This window comes from Gemmatimonadaceae bacterium (assembly GCA_035606695.1).
Taxonomy (GTDB): domain Bacteria; phylum Gemmatimonadota; class Gemmatimonadetes; order Gemmatimonadales; family Gemmatimonadaceae; genus JAQBQB01.
This window is the reverse complement of record DATNEW010000033.1, coordinates 125,657-142,067: the sequence shown is the minus strand read 5'-3', so window position 1 is coordinate 142,067 and position 16,411 is coordinate 125,657. Positions and strand designations below refer to the sequence as shown.

18 protein-coding genes are annotated in these 16,411 nt (G+C 65.6%); 10 read left to right on the top strand and 8 right to left on the bottom strand.

What is annotated here, in order from left to right; genetic code table 11:
* Positions 1 to 10 precede the first annotated feature (10 nt).
* Positions 11 to 1,516, top strand: coding sequence for a hypothetical protein (locus tag VN706_18225; GenBank protein ID HXT17585.1), 1,506 nt, complete (start codon positions 11 to 13; stop codon positions 1,514 to 1,516).
* 12 nt (positions 1,517 to 1,528) lie between these two features.
* On the opposite strand, the gene VN706_18220 is transcribed toward VN706_18225, so the two are convergent.
* Positions 1,529 to 2,470, bottom strand: a complete 942-nt coding sequence (locus tag VN706_18220; protein ID HXT17584.1) for a hypothetical protein — start codon at positions 2,468 to 2,470, stop codon at positions 1,529 to 1,531.
* 226 nt (positions 2,471 to 2,696) lie between these two features.
* Between VN706_18220 and VN706_18215 the strand changes: the two genes are divergently transcribed.
* Entirely contained in the window at positions 2,697 to 3,443 is a 747-nt protein-coding gene (locus tag VN706_18215; GenBank protein ID HXT17583.1) for a hypothetical protein, read from the top strand.
* Between the two features lie 25 nt (positions 3,444 to 3,468).
* Here the strand turns inward: VN706_18215 and VN706_18210 are convergent, their stop codons facing one another.
* Positions 3,469 to 6,234: an ABC transporter permease gene (locus VN706_18210; protein ID HXT17582.1), complete on the bottom strand. Its 2,766-nt coding sequence runs from the start codon at positions 6,232 to 6,234 to the stop codon at positions 3,469 to 3,471.
* A 108-nt stretch (positions 6,235 to 6,342) separates the two neighbouring features.
* On the opposite strand from VN706_18210, the gene VN706_18205 reads away from it, so the two are divergent.
* From VN706_18205 to VN706_18185, 5 genes are all read left to right on the top strand, one after another.
* Entirely contained in the window at positions 6,343 to 7,008 is a 666-nt protein-coding gene (locus VN706_18205; protein HXT17581.1) for a phosphatase PAP2 family protein, read from the top strand.
* Positions 7,005 to 7,847, top strand: a complete 843-nt coding sequence (locus tag VN706_18200; protein ID HXT17580.1) for a phosphatase PAP2 family protein — start codon at positions 7,005 to 7,007, stop codon at positions 7,845 to 7,847. Before VN706_18205 ends, VN706_18200 begins: the two co-directional genes overlap by 4 nt.
* A gap of 187 nt (positions 7,848 to 8,034) precedes the next feature.
* Positions 8,035 to 9,132 carry a porin gene (locus VN706_18195; GenBank protein ID HXT17579.1) on the top strand — a complete coding sequence of 366 codons (1,098 nt, stop codon included), beginning with the start codon at positions 8,035 to 8,037 and terminating at the stop codon, positions 9,130 to 9,132.
* On the top strand, positions 9,129 to 9,749 hold the full coding sequence (locus VN706_18190) for a hypothetical protein (GenBank protein ID HXT17578.1): 621 nt from the start codon (positions 9,129 to 9,131) through the stop codon (positions 9,747 to 9,749). Before VN706_18195 ends, VN706_18190 begins: the two co-directional genes overlap by 4 nt.
* Positions 9,750 to 9,762: 13 nt before the next feature.
* Positions 9,763 to 10,440: a hypothetical protein gene (locus VN706_18185; GenBank protein ID HXT17577.1), complete on the top strand. Its 678-nt coding sequence runs from the start codon at positions 9,763 to 9,765 to the stop codon at positions 10,438 to 10,440.
* Between the two features lie 22 nt (positions 10,441 to 10,462).
* Here the strand turns inward: VN706_18185 and VN706_18180 are convergent, their stop codons facing one another.
* Positions 10,463 to 11,347, bottom strand: coding sequence for a winged helix-turn-helix domain-containing protein (locus VN706_18180; GenBank protein ID HXT17576.1), 885 nt, complete (start codon positions 11,345 to 11,347; stop codon positions 10,463 to 10,465).
* 271 nt (positions 11,348 to 11,618) lie between these two features.
* On the opposite strand from VN706_18180, the gene VN706_18175 reads away from it, so the two are divergent.
* Together VN706_18175 and VN706_18170 are read left to right on the top strand one after the other, a co-directional pair.
* A complete protein-coding gene (locus VN706_18175) occupies positions 11,619 to 12,317 on the top strand; it encodes a hypothetical protein (protein ID HXT17575.1) in 699 nt (232 codons plus the stop codon).
* 123 nt (positions 12,318 to 12,440) lie between these two features.
* Complete coding sequence (locus VN706_18170; GenBank protein HXT17574.1) at positions 12,441 to 13,166, top strand: DUF4386 domain-containing protein; 726 nt, start codon at positions 12,441 to 12,443, stop codon at positions 13,164 to 13,166.
* A gap of 34 nt (positions 13,167 to 13,200) precedes the next feature.
* Here the strand turns inward: VN706_18170 and VN706_18165 are convergent, their stop codons facing one another.
* Positions 13,201 to 13,860: a hypothetical protein gene (locus tag VN706_18165; protein ID HXT17573.1), complete on the bottom strand. Its 660-nt coding sequence runs from the start codon at positions 13,858 to 13,860 to the stop codon at positions 13,201 to 13,203.
* Between the two features lie 208 nt (positions 13,861 to 14,068).
* Here VN706_18165 and VN706_18160 point away from each other — a divergent pair, with 208 nt between their 5' ends.
* Positions 14,069 to 14,551, top strand: coding sequence for a hypothetical protein (locus VN706_18160; GenBank protein ID HXT17572.1), 483 nt, complete (start codon positions 14,069 to 14,071; stop codon positions 14,549 to 14,551).
* Between the two features lie 20 nt (positions 14,552 to 14,571).
* Here VN706_18160 and VN706_18155 read toward each other — a convergent pair whose 3' ends face one another.
* From VN706_18155 to VN706_18140, 4 genes are read right to left on the bottom strand one after another with little or no spacing between them, the layout of a single operon-like run.
* A complete protein-coding gene (locus VN706_18155; GenBank protein ID HXT17571.1) occupies positions 14,572 to 14,940 on the bottom strand; it encodes a hypothetical protein in 369 nt (122 codons plus the stop codon).
* Complete coding sequence (locus tag VN706_18150; protein HXT17570.1) at positions 14,937 to 15,257, bottom strand: hypothetical protein; 321 nt, start codon at positions 15,255 to 15,257, stop codon at positions 14,937 to 14,939. Before VN706_18150 ends, VN706_18155 begins: the two co-directional genes overlap by 4 nt.
* Before the next feature lie 9 nt (positions 15,258 to 15,266).
* The gene (locus VN706_18145) at positions 15,267 to 15,833 is read right to left on the bottom strand and encodes an RNA polymerase sigma factor (protein ID HXT17569.1); all 567 of its coding nucleotides are present in this window, start codon (positions 15,831 to 15,833) and stop codon (positions 15,267 to 15,269) included.
* A gap of 33 nt (positions 15,834 to 15,866) precedes the next feature.
* Positions 15,867 to 16,313, bottom strand: a complete 447-nt coding sequence (locus tag VN706_18140) for a hypothetical protein (protein ID HXT17568.1) — start codon at positions 16,311 to 16,313, stop codon at positions 15,867 to 15,869.
* Positions 16,314 to 16,411 lie beyond the last annotated feature (98 nt).

Genomic DNA, 16,411 nt, shown 5'->3' with positions numbered 1-16,411 from the left:
ATTTCGCGACATGCTCGCACACGTCGTCGCTTTGCTCTTCGCGGCGCAACCTCGTCCCAACACGCCGCAGTCTATCGTCCACGAGGCGATCGCGGCGCTGCACCACGCCGACAGGAGCGCCATCGTCTCGGTGACGCTCACCGGAATCGAGCACACGTGGATTCTCGGAAATGCGGAGCGCGCCGAGGGTCCTTGGCGCGTCGCGTACGCGCGTTTCTCCGAGTTATACGACGTCGCCGGCGGGAGATTGCGCCGCACCGACCAATCGATCCGCCCGGGTGCGGCAACAGGTCCGGACCGCGTGACGATCCTGACCGATTCCGTGCTCGTCGTGCTCGCCAACGGAGCCTACGCGGGCGGCTCGCACGGGACATTCGAGGATTACATCGATCGCGTCGACGGCGAACCGGAACGCGTGCTGCAACTTGCCGCCGCCTCGACCGAGCTTCGCCGGGAATCAGCAGTCACACGCTTCGGCGTGCCCCACGACGTCGTCTCCTTTCCCTGGCGGAACGGCCGCATGCGCATCGAGGTGAGCCGAGCGACGCGCCTGCCGGATGCCGTAGAGATTGTGCGGCCCTATGCCGACAACTTTCGCTGGGCCCCGTTCGGCGACGTCACGATGCGCACCGAGAACGTCGATTGGCAGATAACGGCCGCGGGCTCCTACTGGCCGATGCAGCAAAAAATCTCGCTGAATGGCGAGCCACTTCGCGACGTGACGTACGCCACCGCGGTCACGGCATCAGCCGTCCCGTCCGACTCGTTCGTCGTTGCGGACTCGGCGCGGCGGCGGTACGCCAGTGCATCGCTCCAGAACTTCTCGCGGTTTCGACTCGGCATGCGCGGCCAACCGGCGGAGCTCATAGCCGGCATCGTACGCGTTCCCGACTTCTGGTCGCAAACGCTGGTCAAACAGGCCGACGGCGTCGTGATCTTCGAGGCGCACATCAGCGCTGCTTACCTGCACGACGTCATCGACGAAGCGCGCCGGCGGTGGCCCGGCGCGCCGGTGAAGGCGCTCGTGATGACGTCCGATCCCTGGGCACATCTTGGCGGCGTTCGCGAGGCGATGGCGCTCGGAATTCCGATCTACGCGCAGGCGAACAGCATTCCGTTCCTGAAACGCCTCGCAGCCGCGCCGCACACGCTCGCGCCCGATTCGCTGGCGCGCTCACGGCGCGAGCCACGCGTCGTCGCCGTTTCGGGCAAGACAACGATCGGCCGCGGCGACAATCAAATCGTGCTCTATCCAGTCGGCGGGCCGTACGCCGAGCGCATGCTGATGGCGTACTTTCCCGGACATAAACTGCTGTACGGTGCGGACCTCGTGTTCATGAACCGATCGGCGGACGGCCAGCCGGCCGCCGGGTTCCTCGAAACGGAGGCAACGGATCTCGTAAACGCCGTCGCGCGCGAGCGGCTCGACGTGGACAGCGTTTTCTGCGTCCAGAATTATGGTCCGTTCGCGTGGAGCAGCTTCGTTCAGGGAATCCGCGCGGCGATTGGCCGCTGACTGAATCCGGCGTTACGGGGCGAGCACCGATGCCAATAATTTGCCGCCCTGCCGCGGATTTCCCTCATAGTAGAACACGTACACCTTGTGCGTTTTCTCATCGACCGCGCAGGTGCGCGCCGCTCCACCCTCGGGCACTTTCTCGGCGACGGTGAACTTCGACGGCGAGTCCTCGTGAATCACCGTCAGCGTGCTATCGGCGCGATTCGGATTGAACACGAGCTTGGTCGTGCGATCGAAGCAGTTCATATCCGCGCGGCTCGGCACGCGAACGCGCGACACGACGGCGCCGTTGTCGGCGTTCACGACGACGACGTCCGTATCACAGGCCATGAACACGCGGCGCGTCTCCGTGTCCATGGTGAGCCCCTGCGCGCGTCCGCAGCCGGGAACGTCCCACGTCTTTTCGATCTTTAGCGTTCGCGTATCGAACTGTTCGAGGCCGCCCTTGTCCTCGATGGCGGCGTAGAGCTTCCCTTTCCCGTCGGCCGCGGCCGACTCGAGCCCGTCTCCGATCATCGTCTTCGAGAGCAAGTTGCCGGTGCGCATGTCGACCACCCAACCATCCTTGCCGGCCCAGACGAACGCCCGATGCGTGACCGGATCATAGCGGCTCCCGTCGCCCTTGGCGTCCACGTGCCCGGTAACGGCGAGCGTCTTGAGATCGAAGAGCGTGCCGTTGCGGACGAGGCCGCGGTTATCCTCGTGGTCGATCGCGTAGCCGCCTCCGCCCCCTTCGACCGTGCCGATGACGTTGTCGTTGTCCACATCGACCACCTTGTCACCAAGTCCGTAAAGGCGGCGGCCTTCGAGATCGATGATGATGTAATCGGCGCGCGCGGCACCGATGTCGATCGTCTTCACGACGTGATAATGCGACGTCTGCGCACCAGTCGCGGAACCAGCGAACGTGACTGCGGCGACAGCGACGGCAAGCCAGCGGGGGCGGAACATGGGCGAGCTCCGGTAAGAGGCCATACGACACCTCCAAACCTATCGCGTCCAAACTGCCAGGAAGATTACAAGCAGCGGGCCACGTCCCGGCTCCGTCGTACGTTGTCCGACGTTGGACTGGGACATGAGTAAGGAAACTGCCAAGAGAGGGAGATGCCCGCTTCACATTATTGTGAAAGACAAAATCCGCTCTTAAGGTTAAGGTTGACACGCAAAGGATCCGCCGATGATCAAGCGCAGCCTTCGACTACTGCTCCTTCCCTGTCTCCTCGCGGCCGCACCAGCCGCACCGCGCGCGGCGGACAGCCCGTTCGTCGGTGATTGGAAGCTCAATCCGTCCAAGAGCACGCTCACCGATCGCATGAAGGTGGAGAGCGCCGGCGGCAACAAGTACACGTTCAATTTCGGCGGTGGACCGGAGACGATCGTCGTCGATGGCACAGACCAAAGGACGCCCCTCTCCGGAGACGGCACCCTCGCGGTCGCGGTCGAAGGCGACAAGTGGAAGGTCATTCGCAAGACGAACGGCCGCACCACGATCACCGCGAATTGGAGTCTTTCAAAGGACGGCAAGGCGCTGACCGATCATTTCACCTCGTTCAATGCCGACGGCTCGCCCTTCCAGCTGAACTATGTCTACGAGCGACGCGCCGGAGAATCGGGTTTCGCGGGGACGTGGGTAAGTACGAGCCTGCAAGCCGTGAACTACGTCGTCGTGTTACAGATCCGGCCCTACGACGAAGGCGGACTTGCCATTGTCGATTCCGCTACTCAAGTCACGGGAAACGTGCAATTCCCCGCGACCTTGGTGCGCCGGCTGGATGAACACACGATTGAATTGATGCGCAAGGCGAGCGATGGCCAAGTCACTCCCCGCATACGGCTCGAGCTCTCCTCGGATCTCAAAACGATGACGCTGACTCCAGCCATTGCGGGAGAGGACCCGCACATCCTCGTGTTCGACCGCCAATAGCTGTGCAATTACAGTACGGCGCACGCTACTCCAACCGCAGCGCCTCCAACGGCCCAACGCTCGCCGCGCGCCTCGCCGGCAAATAGCTCGCGACGACCGCCGTCGTCACCAGGACCACGATCGCGAGACTGAGCGACGGCACGTCGATCGCCCCGACGGCAAAAAGCTGCGTTCGAATCAATCGCGCTCCGACAAACCCCGCCGGTACGCCGATGACAATTCCGATAATGGCCACGCGTACCGCCTCGCCAAGCACCATTCGCGTCACGTCGCCCGGCTCGGCACCGAGCGCCGCGCGTAAGCCGAATTCGCTGGTGCGCTGACTGGTCGAATATGCGGTGACACCGTATAAGCCCAGCGCCGCGAGCACCAACGTGACGACGCAGAAGAACATCGTCACCTGCACGAGCAGCACGTCCTGCGATACCGTACCGCGCACGAGGTCGTTCACTGGATCGACCTGGACCTGGAGCGCTGGGGCAACGTTTTCCACCGCACGACGAATCGGCTCGACGAAGCGCGACGGATCTCCTCGAACGTGCACCACGAGTTTGGCCGCCCCCGAGTTGCCCACGTTCGGATTGCTGAACACGGTGTACATCTCGCGAATCGGCTGGCCGCGAACGTTCTTGCTTTGAAAATCGCGCACGACCCCGACGACGGTATAGTGCAGCGTGTCGGCCAGCGTCACCGTACCGCCGAGCGGGTTACGAGCAGCGAAGTACTTTTTCGCCATCGTCTCGTTGATCACGACAGCACCTGTGGCGGGCGGTCCCGTCTCGAGATCGTGCGACTCCATGTCGCGGCCGCGAATCAACCGCGCGCCAATGGCGTGGAAAAAGTTTGGGCCGACCTGATCGATTGAAACGATGCGCTCCGAATCCGCTTGTGGTACGAATCCCGACACATCGACGCGGCCCCCGGCGGCCCCCCCGCTGAACAATCCGTGATCGGCGAATGCGGCGGCATCCACACCAGGCACACGGCCGATCCGGTCCGCGAGATCGCGCCGCAATTGACCCAGGCGCGCCCCGACGTACTGCGAACGCGACGTCCGTACGCGCACCGCAATCACGTGATCGCGATCCGCGCCGATGTCGCCGTGCAGAAGTTGTTGCATACTCCGCACGAGCAATCCGCCGCCCATGAGCAGCAGCATCGACAACGCGATCTGCGCCACGACGAGCGCGCGCCCAAACGGAACGCGGCCTCCGCCGACTCGCGCACCGCCCATCAGGTTTCGTCCTTGTGAACGCAGCGACGTCGCGAGGTCGACCCGCGTCGCGCGAAACGCAGGCAACAAACCAAACAACAGCACGCAGGCAAGCGTCATTGCGCCCGTGAAGACGAGTACCCGCGCATCGAGTGTCGTATCGATCGCGATCGGGCCGGAGACAGCCGAACCGACGTGCACGGTCGTGAGCAACACTCGGCTGCCCCATGTCGCGGCGAGCAGTCCGAGCACGCTCGACACGATCGCGAGCAACATCCCTTCCACGAGCAGTTGCTGAATCAACCGTCCTCGTGCCGCGCCGAGCGTCATGCGGACCGTCATTTCGCGGCGGCGCGCGACGATGCGCGCCAGCATCAGACTCGAGACGTTCGCGCAGACGACGAGAATCACCAAGCCGACCGCCGCCATCAGCACCCACAGCGCCTTTGCATACTCGGCGCGCCGTTCGGAAAATCCGCGGGCGCCCGACACGACTGGAACGGGATTCGCCTTGAGGCCATCGTCGAACTGCGACAGCGCGCGGCCGGAAAGATTTTCGCGGATCGCGTTCGCCTCGACCGCGCTCACCTGCTGGCGCGCCTGCTCGAGCGTAACGCCCGGCTTGAGCCGGCCCATCATCATGAGCCACGACCACGCGCGATCGTCCAATTTGTTCATACCCGGCTGAATCGCCGGGTCCATCATCATCGGCAGCCAGAAATCCAACGGCTGGCCGATGATGTCGCCGCTGAAGCCCGGCGGCGTCACGCCGATGATCGTCACGGCGACGTCGTTGACGCGCATGACGCTGCCGATCGCGGCGCTCGACCCCGAGAAGCGGCGCTGCCAATACTCGTACGTGATGACCGCGACGGGATCCTGTCCCGGCGTTTCATCTTCGGCCGCGGTGAAGGTGCGTCCGGCGTAGGCGGGCACGCCAAGCACCGAAAAGAAGTTGCCGGTCACGAATCGTGCGTGCGGCTGTTCGACCGTTGCCCCGGTGCCAGCGCCCATCTGCACGTCTATCGGCCCCGACCATCCGTTCGCGTACATGTCGGTGAACACCGTGTTGCGCGCGCGCACGTCCCGGTAGAGCAGGAACGACACGAAGCCGGTGAGCGGAGAGCCCACATTGTTGTTGTTCACCTGCGTGGGATCGCTCACGATCACGAGTTGCTCGGGATGCGCTACCGGCAGCGGACGCAGTAAGAGCGCGTCGACGAGCGTGAAGATCGCGGTATTGGCGCCGATGCCGAGTGCGAGCGTGGTGATGACCGTCAGCGCGAAGGCGGGTCGGCCTTTGAGCGATCGAACGGCAAAGCGCACATCGCGCACGATGGACTCGAGGCGCGCCGTCCCGCGCGTATCGCGGCTCGCTTCCTTCATTTGTTCGACGCCGCCGAACTCGAGGCGCGCGCGGCGGAGCGCCGCGTCCCGCGACATGCCTTGCCGCTCGTACTTCTCCGCTTCGCGTTCGACATGGAAGCGCAGCTCGGCGTCGAGCTCTCGCTCGAGGGACGGGCGCGAGAACAACGCGCGGAGGCGATATCGGATGTCGCTCAGCAGTTCGGCAAGCATGGCGGTCGTTTCCTCTCGTCCTTCTACAGGTCGGCGGAAGAATGCGATCCCTCATGTAGAAGCGCAAGGGGTCAGTTGAGCGCGGATCGTGCCTAAGATGTACGGAAAATGGACACGCACGCCTCCCTCACGACTGCCCGGTCGCTCACGACCGCCGCGCTCCTCATCGCGATCGCCGCCCTCGTCCTGTTCCTGGTCCTCGTACACGTCGTCACGGCGCCGTCCGTCGACGCGTTCGACCTCCGCGTCGAACAGTGGTGCGCCGCGCACCAGGCGCCGTGGGTGCACGGATTCTTCGACATCGTCTCGAGACTGGGCGGCACGACCGGAATGCGCATCGTCGGTTTCGCGAGCGCCTTGCTCCTGTTCGTGTTTCGCTCGCGGCGGCTGGGCATCGGCATGGCCGCGGTCGTGCTCGCCGGGATGCAGGCGTTCGAGATCGCGAAACGCGTCATCGCCCGGCAGCGACCCGCGCACGGCTACGCCGTCGATCCGACCTACGCCTTCCCGTCCGGCCACGCGACGATTGCCGCCGCCGTGTGCGGTACGCTCGCGTACGTGTTGTGGCGCGAGCGCCTCCTGCCGAGCGCGGCGGCGATCGGCGCGGGGATTGCTCTGCCTGTCATCGTCGGAATCAGCCGCGTGTATCTCGACATGCACTGGGCGACGGACGTCGCCGGCGGCTGGCTGGCCGGGCTGATCATTGCCTGCGTGGCCGCGGCCGCCTATGAAATCGCTCTGACCCGTACAAACCGTACAACCCTCTCACGATGAATCGCATCGCCCGCACCCGGCACGTTGTCGTCTCTTGCTCCGGTCTCTTCACACTTCTCTCATCGCGCGCCCGCGCGCAGGAACCCCTCATCACGCATCGCGATCTCGTCGTCGTCGGTGCGGCCACCGCGGGGTCGGCGCTGCTCTCGCTGTATGACGTCCGCATCGCGCACAGCTTCGGCGACACCCTGCTCCACGCGCGTCATGGGAACTACACGACGGTGGCGAAGCGCGCGAGCATCGTGACGGAAACCGTGTTGATGGGCACCGGCGGCCTCGTGTACTTCATCGCCGACCGCAAACAGGACTTCGCCACCGCCGACGTCGCGCTGCACAGCACGATGTCGGTGCTCTCAGCGGCGATGTTCATTCAGGTCGTGCGCGGCATCGCCGGGCGCGCGCGTCCGTACGTCGTCGACGAAGACGGACACCAGCACGACAGCGATCCGTACGATTTCGACCCCCTGCACGGCTTCACGAGCTTCAACTATCGCTCGTTCCCGTCGATGCACGCGATGGCGAGCTTCGCGGTGGCGTCGGCGCTCTCGCAGGAGATGCGCTTTCGCCACACGCCGAACCGCAACATCATCACGCCCGCGCTCTACGTTGGCGCGACGATGCCGGCGCTCGCACGCCTCTACCTCGACGAGCACTGGGCGAGCGACATCGCGCTCGGCGTCTTCCTCGGCGTCCTCTCCGGGCAGAAGGTGGTGCAGTACACGCATTCGCATCCGAACAACGTGCTGGACCGGAAATTCCTGGGCTCGCGCGCGCTCGGAATGCAGGCGACGGTGAGCGTTGGCGCGGGCGGATTGTCGTTCGGGTTGGTGCCGTTCTGACGCCGAGATCGCCGCGCACTTGGGTGCCGGAAAATTCTCCGTCGCCCCGCGCGAGGATCTTGCCGTTCGCCAGGCTTCCCACCCGCCTTGTCGACCTCCGCGCCAACTCGTACGTTTGCCGCTCGCGACGTTTCACGGAGAGCTGCGTCGCATTACGCTTCACGACGCCCGCCCCCGAGTCACGCCGATGATTGCACGTCGCACCGCCGCCGCGGTTCTTGTCCTATTCGCGTTTGCTCATGCCGCCGACGCGCAGGACGAAACGCCGCCGCCTTCCGGCCCCACCGTGCACGCCCTCCTGTTCGGCGACGCCGACTATCTCGCCACCACCCGCAAGGTGCCCACGGGGTTCTCGCTCGGTCAGCTCGTCGGCCACGTCAACGCCGCACTGAGCGATCATCTCACGCTGTTCGGGGAGGTCAGCGCGACCGCCCAGCCGACCGGCTATGCGATCGAGGTCGAGCGCTCGATTCTCCGCTACGACTTCACCGACGAATTCAAACTCTCGGTGGGGCGGTTCCACACGCCGATCGGCTACTGGAACACCGCCTTCCACCACGGCGCATGGTTGCAGACGACCATCCTTCGCCCCGAGGAGATCAAGTTCGGCTCGCAGCTGCTTCCGACACACTTCGTCGGCGCGTTCGCTGAAGGCAACGTGCCGTCGAATGCCTTTGGGCTTGGCTACCAGGTGGGCTTGGGCAACGGCCGCGGCGCGACGATCTCACGAGCGGGCGACGCGGGTGACGTGAACGGGAATCGCGCGTGGACAGCCGCCGTCTATGCACGACCGCTGTCGCTGCCCGGCTCGCAGATTGGCGTTTCCTACTACCACGATCGCGTGGATCCCGCGGGTGTGCCGATGGCGACCGAAGGCACGGCATCCGCGTACATCGCGTGGGAGCAGGACCGGACCGAGTTCCTCGCCGAGTATTCGCATATCGCGCACACGCCGCTCGCCGGCGGCGACGAGACCGCGAACCACGCCTACTATGCGCAGCTCGCCTATCGCCTCCCAGGCCAGGCGCGTGCGTGGAAGCCGTACGTGCGCGGCGAACGAATCACCATCGCGCAGAACGACGTCGTCTTCGCGCCGCTCCTGCTCGGCTACGACGGTCTGACGGCCGGCATCCGCTACGACTTCGCGGCCGACGCCGCGCTCAAGGCCGAAATGCGTGGCGAGCGGTTTCAAAGCACGGGCTGGTCACGCGCATTTGCGATTCAGGCGGCGTTCACCGTCCCTGACTTGTTCAGTACCGGCGAGAGCCAGACGGTACACCAATGAGCATTCTCATATCAGGCCGGCGTGCCGCGGCCGGCAGTCTCGCCGCGACGATCATGCTGCTCGTCGCATGCGGCGGCGCGACGTCGAAGCCGGAAACCACAGCGGCGCCCGCACCGACACCCGAACCGCGGTCCGAGCCGGCTGTTCCCGCCAAACGCCCAACCGCGCCGCGCACCGAACACCGAGCCACGCCGGCTGCGTCGGCCGCGAGCGAAGCACAGGCGATCGCGATCGTCGTGAACCCGCACACGAGCGTGAACAACGTGAGCTTCGACGAGCTGCGCCGTCTCTTCATGGGCGATCAGCAATTCTGGCACGATCACTCCAAGGTCACGCTGCTCGTGCGCGCGCCGACGGCGCGCGAGCGGTCGATCGTGCTCGAGCGCATCTATCACATGGATGAGGAGCGCTTTCACGAATACTGGATCGGCAAGATGTTTCGCGCCGAGGTGGCGGGCGGACCGAAGATCGTCTACAGCACCGACATGGCGCTCAACCTCGTCGAGGCGATTCGCGGCTCGATCACCTTCGTGCCCGCGTCAGCCGTGACGTCCGGTGTGAAGGTCCTGCGCATCGACGGGAAGCTCCCGTCCGATCCCGGCTATCCGCTGAAGTGACCGAGATGCCACGATGAGCGACGAACGCGTCGAGCGCTCGACGAACGAAGATCGCGACGGCGGCAAGCCCGCCGACTGGCGCCGCAAGATGCGCCTGCCCGAATGGGTGAAGGAAATCATCAAGCAGTCGCCGTCGATCATGGTCGGCATTCTCCTGGCGCTCTGGGTGGACAAGTGGAAGGAGCGGCGCGCCGACCACGAGCTGGCGATCAAGTCGCTGCGCACGTTTCTCACCGAGGTTCGCCGCAACGAAGCGCGGCTCGACGACGTGATACCGTATCATCGCGGAATTCGCACGATCCTCGCCCGCGCGGACTCGGCGCACACGACGCGATTGCCGCCGGATCTCGCCACCGGCGGCGGCGTGGACGGTCTGCGCGCGCCGTCGCTGCTCGAGACGGCGTGGACCACCGCCGTGTCGACCCAGGCGCTCACGAAGCTCGACTACGAGACCGTCGCGGCGCTGTCGCTCACCTACACGCTGCAGGCCCGCGTGCGCGACGAGAGCCGCGACGGCATCAACCGGCTGGTTGCCGCGGGCGGAACGGGCACGGCGGGTCCGCAGCTTTCGAATTACACGGCGGAGCTGGTTTCGAATGAAGACGAGCTGCGGGCGACGTACACACAGGCGGAGGCCGTGATCAAGAAAACGCTCGCGTCGTTGGGCGAGTCGGCGGCTGAAGCGCGCTGAGCGCGGCGGCGTCTACCGACGTCTACCGCGGTTTGACCGGCCGCTCGAAGCCGCGTGCCGCTCGCGGCGTCGGACTCAGAACGATCGCCGCGACCGAATCCGCGATGTGTGCGCCGATCTCGGCGTCACGGTGCGCGGTGGAATCGAGAACACGGAATCCCCAGACGTGGCCGCGGTCCTTCGCGCGCACGTATTGCGCGAATATATCCACCCCATTCGCGCGCCGGCGTACGACACCCGAAATAGCGTAGGCCGCACCGAGCGTGGCGTGAATGCTGTCGATCGGCGTACGCGATCCGAATCGCTTCGTCATAGCCGGGCCGACGATCACGGCCGATGCGCCGAGTCGGCTGGTCAAGCGCTCGACGAGCGACTCGCTCAGCTCATCGCGGTACTCTGCCAGGCCGGGAACGGTCGAATCCGCATCGAACGGAACGATCGCCAGAACGGGCGCACGACCCGACCTGTGCGCGACCCATGCGACGGCGCCGCCGAACACGACGATCGCCAGAGCGAGAGCGGCCCAGCGCTGAGCTATGACGCGACGGCCAGCGCCGGTCTGCGCGCTCGGAGAGTCAGGTTGGACGGCGTCCACTTCGTCACGCACGACTCGCGCGCGAAACCGATAGCCGCGGCGCGGCAGGGTTTCGATGTACGTCGGCGCGGCCGCGTCGTCGCCAAGCGCAATGCGCAGCTGGCGGATGCTGAAGTTGAGCCCTTGGTCGAACTCGACCGTTGCGTTCGGCCACACGCGCCGGCGGAACTCGTCGCGCGAGATTACCTCGCCAGATCGCTCGACGAGCACGCGGAGCACGAGCGCGGTCTGCGGCGCGAGGCGTTCGACCGCGTCACCCCGAGTCAGCTCGCCGGTCGCGGAATCAAACCGAAAATCACCAAAGGCGTACACGGGGCTAACGTAGCGTCGGATAGGCTGGATCGCACTCGCAGAAACGTAAACGTTTCGTTCGCTCATCAGAAAATCAGCAAGCGCTCAGCAGACGCGAATGGACTTCGCCGGCTCGGCAGCGGAACATCGTCGCACAACTTCACGGAGCGCTGTCGTCATGCCGTCTGGAGATCGTCGATCGTTCCTCGCCCTCGGAGCCGGAACGTTGATTGCGGGCACGCTGCCTCGCCGCGCGCCGTTGCCCCGTCCTTCTGTGCCGGCACCGGGACCCATGTCGACGCAGTTTCCCCGACAGGATCCCGCGATGGTCAGTGAGATGGTCAGAGTAGCGCATTTCGATCTCGCTCGCGTCACACAACTGCTCGAGGCACACCCCGCGTTAGCCAAGGCCGCCGTGGACTGGGGCTTCGGCGATTGGGAAGACGCGCTCGGCGCGGCATCTCATACGGGACGCTACGACATCGCACAATTGCTGATCGCGCACGGCGCGCGCCCGACCTTGTTCTCGGCGACGATGATGGGGCAACTCGACGTCGTCAAGGCGTTCGTGACGAGCGCGCCGGGATGTCAGAGCACGTTCGGACCGCACAGCATCACGCTGTTGGCGCATGCCCGCGCCGGCGGCGACCGCGCGCGCGCCGTGCGTGAGTATCTCGAGCAACTTGGCGGCGCGGACCCGAAGCCCGCTGGGGCAATCGCGCTCGACGAGAACGAGCGCACGAAGTACGCCGGCTCCTACGCGTTCGGTGATGGCTCCGACGAGGTCCTCGTTGTCACGAGTGACAAGACCGGCCTTTCGATTACGCGGCCCGGATTACCGTTCGCACGGCCCTTGATCGCGATCGGCGTCCACGAATTCACGCCGGCCGGTGCGGAGGCTGTGCGACTGAGGTTCGGCATGCGCGGGGACCAAGCGGGCGAGGTCGCGGTTCTCGATCCCGCGCCGATCGTCACGGCAACTCGGAGGTAAACGCTGTAACGCAAACGCGGGCGTGAAACCGCCGCGATGGTCGGCCGTACGACGTCGGAGCACGCCCCCTCGGTAACCAAGTGGACCGCGACGGGCCTGTATCCTACCACGTCGAGGTCGACCATGCCGAGCATGACGCCGAACCTGCCGATGGCTCCGCGCACCCGTGCGCGAGCCGCCGGTCTCTTTTACTTGGCGAACATCGTCACCATCTTCGCCGCCATCTTTCTGTTCAAAGGCTTTGCCGTGCCAGGCGACGCGCTGGCCACCGCGAGTAACATCGGCACGCATCTCGGCCGATACCGGCTGGCGTTCGCGTCGCAGGTGATGTCGACCGCAACGTCCATCGGTTTGGCAGCCCTGCTCTATGGTGTGTTCAAGCCCGTCGATCCCGGCATGTCGTTGATGGCAACGTTGTTTCGAGTGCTCGCGTGTGCACTCGCGGCCGTGGGTTACGTGTTTCAACTTGCGCCGCTCGTCGTGACGGTGACGCCACCGGCCGGACTTACACCAGCCGAGACGCAGGCGATCGTGCAGATGCTCGCCGGATTTCAGCGCCACACACGAAACGTCAGCATCGCCTTCTTCGGTTGTCAGTTTATCGTGCTCGCCTACCTGATCGCACGCTCGAAGTTCCTGCCGCGCCTGTTATCCGTGTTGCTCGGCGTTGCGGGCGTCGGTGGTTTGCTCTTCACCGCGGCGCCCGTTTCACCGGCGCTCCTGATCTACTTCGCTCCGGTTGGTCTCGCCGGCGAGCTGTCGCTGCCGCTCTGGCTCGCGGCAAGAGGCGTCGATGCCGGTCGCTGGCGAGAGCAAGCTCGCCTGGCGGCGTCGATCGATGTTTCGTGATCTCTTATCTCATTGCGCGAGCGCGCGACCGATCTCACGCGGGTGACTTGCCCCGACATCCAGACGTTCGCGTGCGTGCGGTCGCCAAGTCGAGCTCGATGGCGTCGAGCTCTTGCCGGTAACGCGTGGCATGCGCAGCGCCGCGGAGTGAATCGAGGTGCATCGCTTCGCGAACCATTACGTGCGCATGCGGATAATCGCCGAGGCGGTGCAACCCAACGCCTTGCCAGTAGATGGGCTGCGGATCGAGCGAGTCGGCGTTCATGCGCTCGATGGCCCCGCCGATCGCGGCGCGAAAATCATGATCGGCGCCGGTGCTGTCGCACGCGCTCGCTTTGTCGTCGCCGCGAGCGAGCAACGCGTCGGGCGCGCTCGGGGTGATTTTTAGAATACTGTCATAGGCGGTCACGGCGGCCGGCTCCGTCGCGCTGCCCGTTGTCGAAACCGCGGCATTCGGGTCGGCGTTCGCGGGAGTCGCGCGCGCCACCGGTGAGCTCGACGATCGGCCCACCGAAATCATGTGTCCCGGGAGCGTCATGCCCGTGACGACGATGGCGACGATCCAGAGGACCTTCCGTGCCGTCTGCTCCACCGTGGTCGCGCAATCGACGACGGCCCAGATCGGGACGACGAAGCCCAGGGCGATGGCGGACAACAGGCCGGCCGCGACCACGACGAGCACGAGAATGAACATTCTCTGATCCCGGAAACCGGTCGGAAACGATCGAGGTTATCCGGCCGCGCGACCGTTGGTTCCGGGGTGCGACGCTCGAATCGAGCATCAACGCGCCGATCGCCGATGTCGGCCGCGGCGAGACGACATGCGGATGGTTTACGAGATGCCTACACATGATGCCCTGTGAGGCACTGGCATACGGCGGGACACGCGTACATGCTGCAGTATGAGCCTCAATATTTTTGGTCGTCGCGGCACGACGATCACCGGCGCATTGACGGTCGCCCTCGCGATCACCGCACCGGTGCGAGCGCAGAACGCTCCGGCCGCCGATACGACAGCCGCGCACAGTACGCCAGCAGCCCGCACCGAGGCGTCCGGTACGATGAGCATTCTCGCGTTGGTCTCGCCGGCCGTGGGCTTCGTCGTCGGCCACGTTACCGGGGGGAACAACGGCGCGTTCATCGGTTTTGCAATCGGCTCCGCCATCGGCGAGACGATAGCGATCGTGAACGGGCGTCGACACAACGCACAGGCGACGCACACCGGATTGTGTTTCGTGCCGGGAAGTCCGGGTACGCCGGACCAGATCATTCCGGGGACGCCACCGACGCCGGCGATTGGAGACATTCCGGGCTCACCCGGTACGCCGGACATCATCATTCCCGGCACGCCCGCTGGACCGGATCGCTGGGAGCCCTGTCGCTGACGCTGCTGAAGCTGCTGAGGCTACGGGAGCATGCCCGGATGCATCACGTGCACCATCTCCCGAAATCGCCCCACCTGCTCCGGCTTGAGCACTCCCATAATCTCGCGGAGCGTCGAGTCGAGGTTGGCACGCACCTTCGGCTGCATGGTGCGCCAGCTCGAGTCCACGGCGTGCTGATGATGCGCCAGGATCGTCTGGATCGCCGCGGTCTGCGTCGAGTCCAAGCCAAGCTGCGCTCGCATGAATTGCATGACGTGCTCGGCGTCCGTCGGCGGCGGTTGTACGCGGTGCGCTGACGAAACGTGGCGGTCATAGCCGACGCCGGCCGCCGCGCCGGCGGCGAATGTCAGCGTGAGAATCAACGCGCCGCGGAGCCACGCCGGCCTCACGGTTGTCCCCCGCTCTGGCGCGGTTGGTCAAACAAGAGCGCGGCGACCGCCGGCGGTTTCCCCGTCGACGCCATCGCACGCCCGACGTCGTCGCTTGGTGCCAGCGCCTGCCCCAGCTCGGCGGCCGGTCTCGGCGACGCTTGTCGCCAGGTCATCGTCATGAATGCCAGCGACGCGGCGAGCAGCAGCGACGCGGCAATCAGCCCGGCACGCGAAGACGGGCGCGCGGCCTCGCGCGCAATTCGCTCGGCCAGCGCATCCCAGTGGTCGGCGTCGTCCTTGACGCCGCGTGTGTCGAAGAGCTCAGGATCAGTCATCGTGTGGCCTCAATCATATCGCGTGTCCTCGCCGAGTGCAGCACGCAGCGCCGCGCGAGCGCGGAAGACATGCTGCCGCACGGTCGATTCGGCGATTCCATGCATTGCGGCTACCTCGCTCGCCGACAACCCGCGGGTCGCGACGAGCTCGAAGCACGCACGTTGCATCGGCGGAAGTTCCGCGACGGCGCGCACCGCGGCTTCGGCATCGATTCGCGCAACGATGGCCTCGTCGCCTCGGAGCGTGGTGCTCGGTGAATCCGGATGCACCCACCACAACCGCAGCAGGCGACTCCGTCGTGCGTCTCGCGCGCGGCGGTTGGACGCCAGCCGTCGTACGATGCCGAACAGCCACGGCCCGAACGGCCGTGATGCGTCGTACGCGGGCGCTTCGCGGTGTACGACGGTGAATGCCTCCTGCACGATGTCCTCGGCGTCGTCAGAATCGCCGAGGAGTTGCGCGGCGAGAAGCGTTGCGGCGCGGACGTATCGGCGCACGAGCACGCCGAACGCCACGCCGTCGCCTCGAGAGGCGGCGGCGAGTAGCTCGGCGTCGGACGATGGTTCATCACTCACGCGGCGATGCCGCCCCGCGAGCCGCGAACGCCGCTAGTGTCGGTGCGACGTTTGGGCACTCGCGCCGCCTGCGTGCTCGGCGAAACAGGCGCGAATCGCCGCGAGATGGGTCGAGTCGGACACGATCGTGCGGAACAGGGCGACGTGCGTGTCGTCGAGCGCTCCGTTTGCCATCGCCTGCTGGAGCGTACCGTGGATGGAGGCGAGCTGCGTCGAGTCGAGCTGTACGACGCCGGCGTGGGCCAGGAGCATGGTGTGCAGCGCCAGCATCTGCGTCGAGTCCAACTGCAGATCGGCGAAATGCTGTTGCAAGGCGGCGTGAAGCGTCGCACATTGCGCGGAGTCGATCGGTGCGCCCGACATGAGTGTCGCGTGCTCGAGAGCATGCACTCGAGCGTGCGATGGTGCGGGCATCTGCGCAGCGGCGGGGGCGAAGCCGGCGGCGAGCGCAAGGATCGTGAAGGCGAGGCGGCGAAGCATGCAGGACTCCGGACTAGTGTGAGGCGACCCGGTGGCGCCGGCGGTGCGGCGCGGTGATGCCCTGAATTCGCACGACTTGGAGTTCCGTTTACACGCGC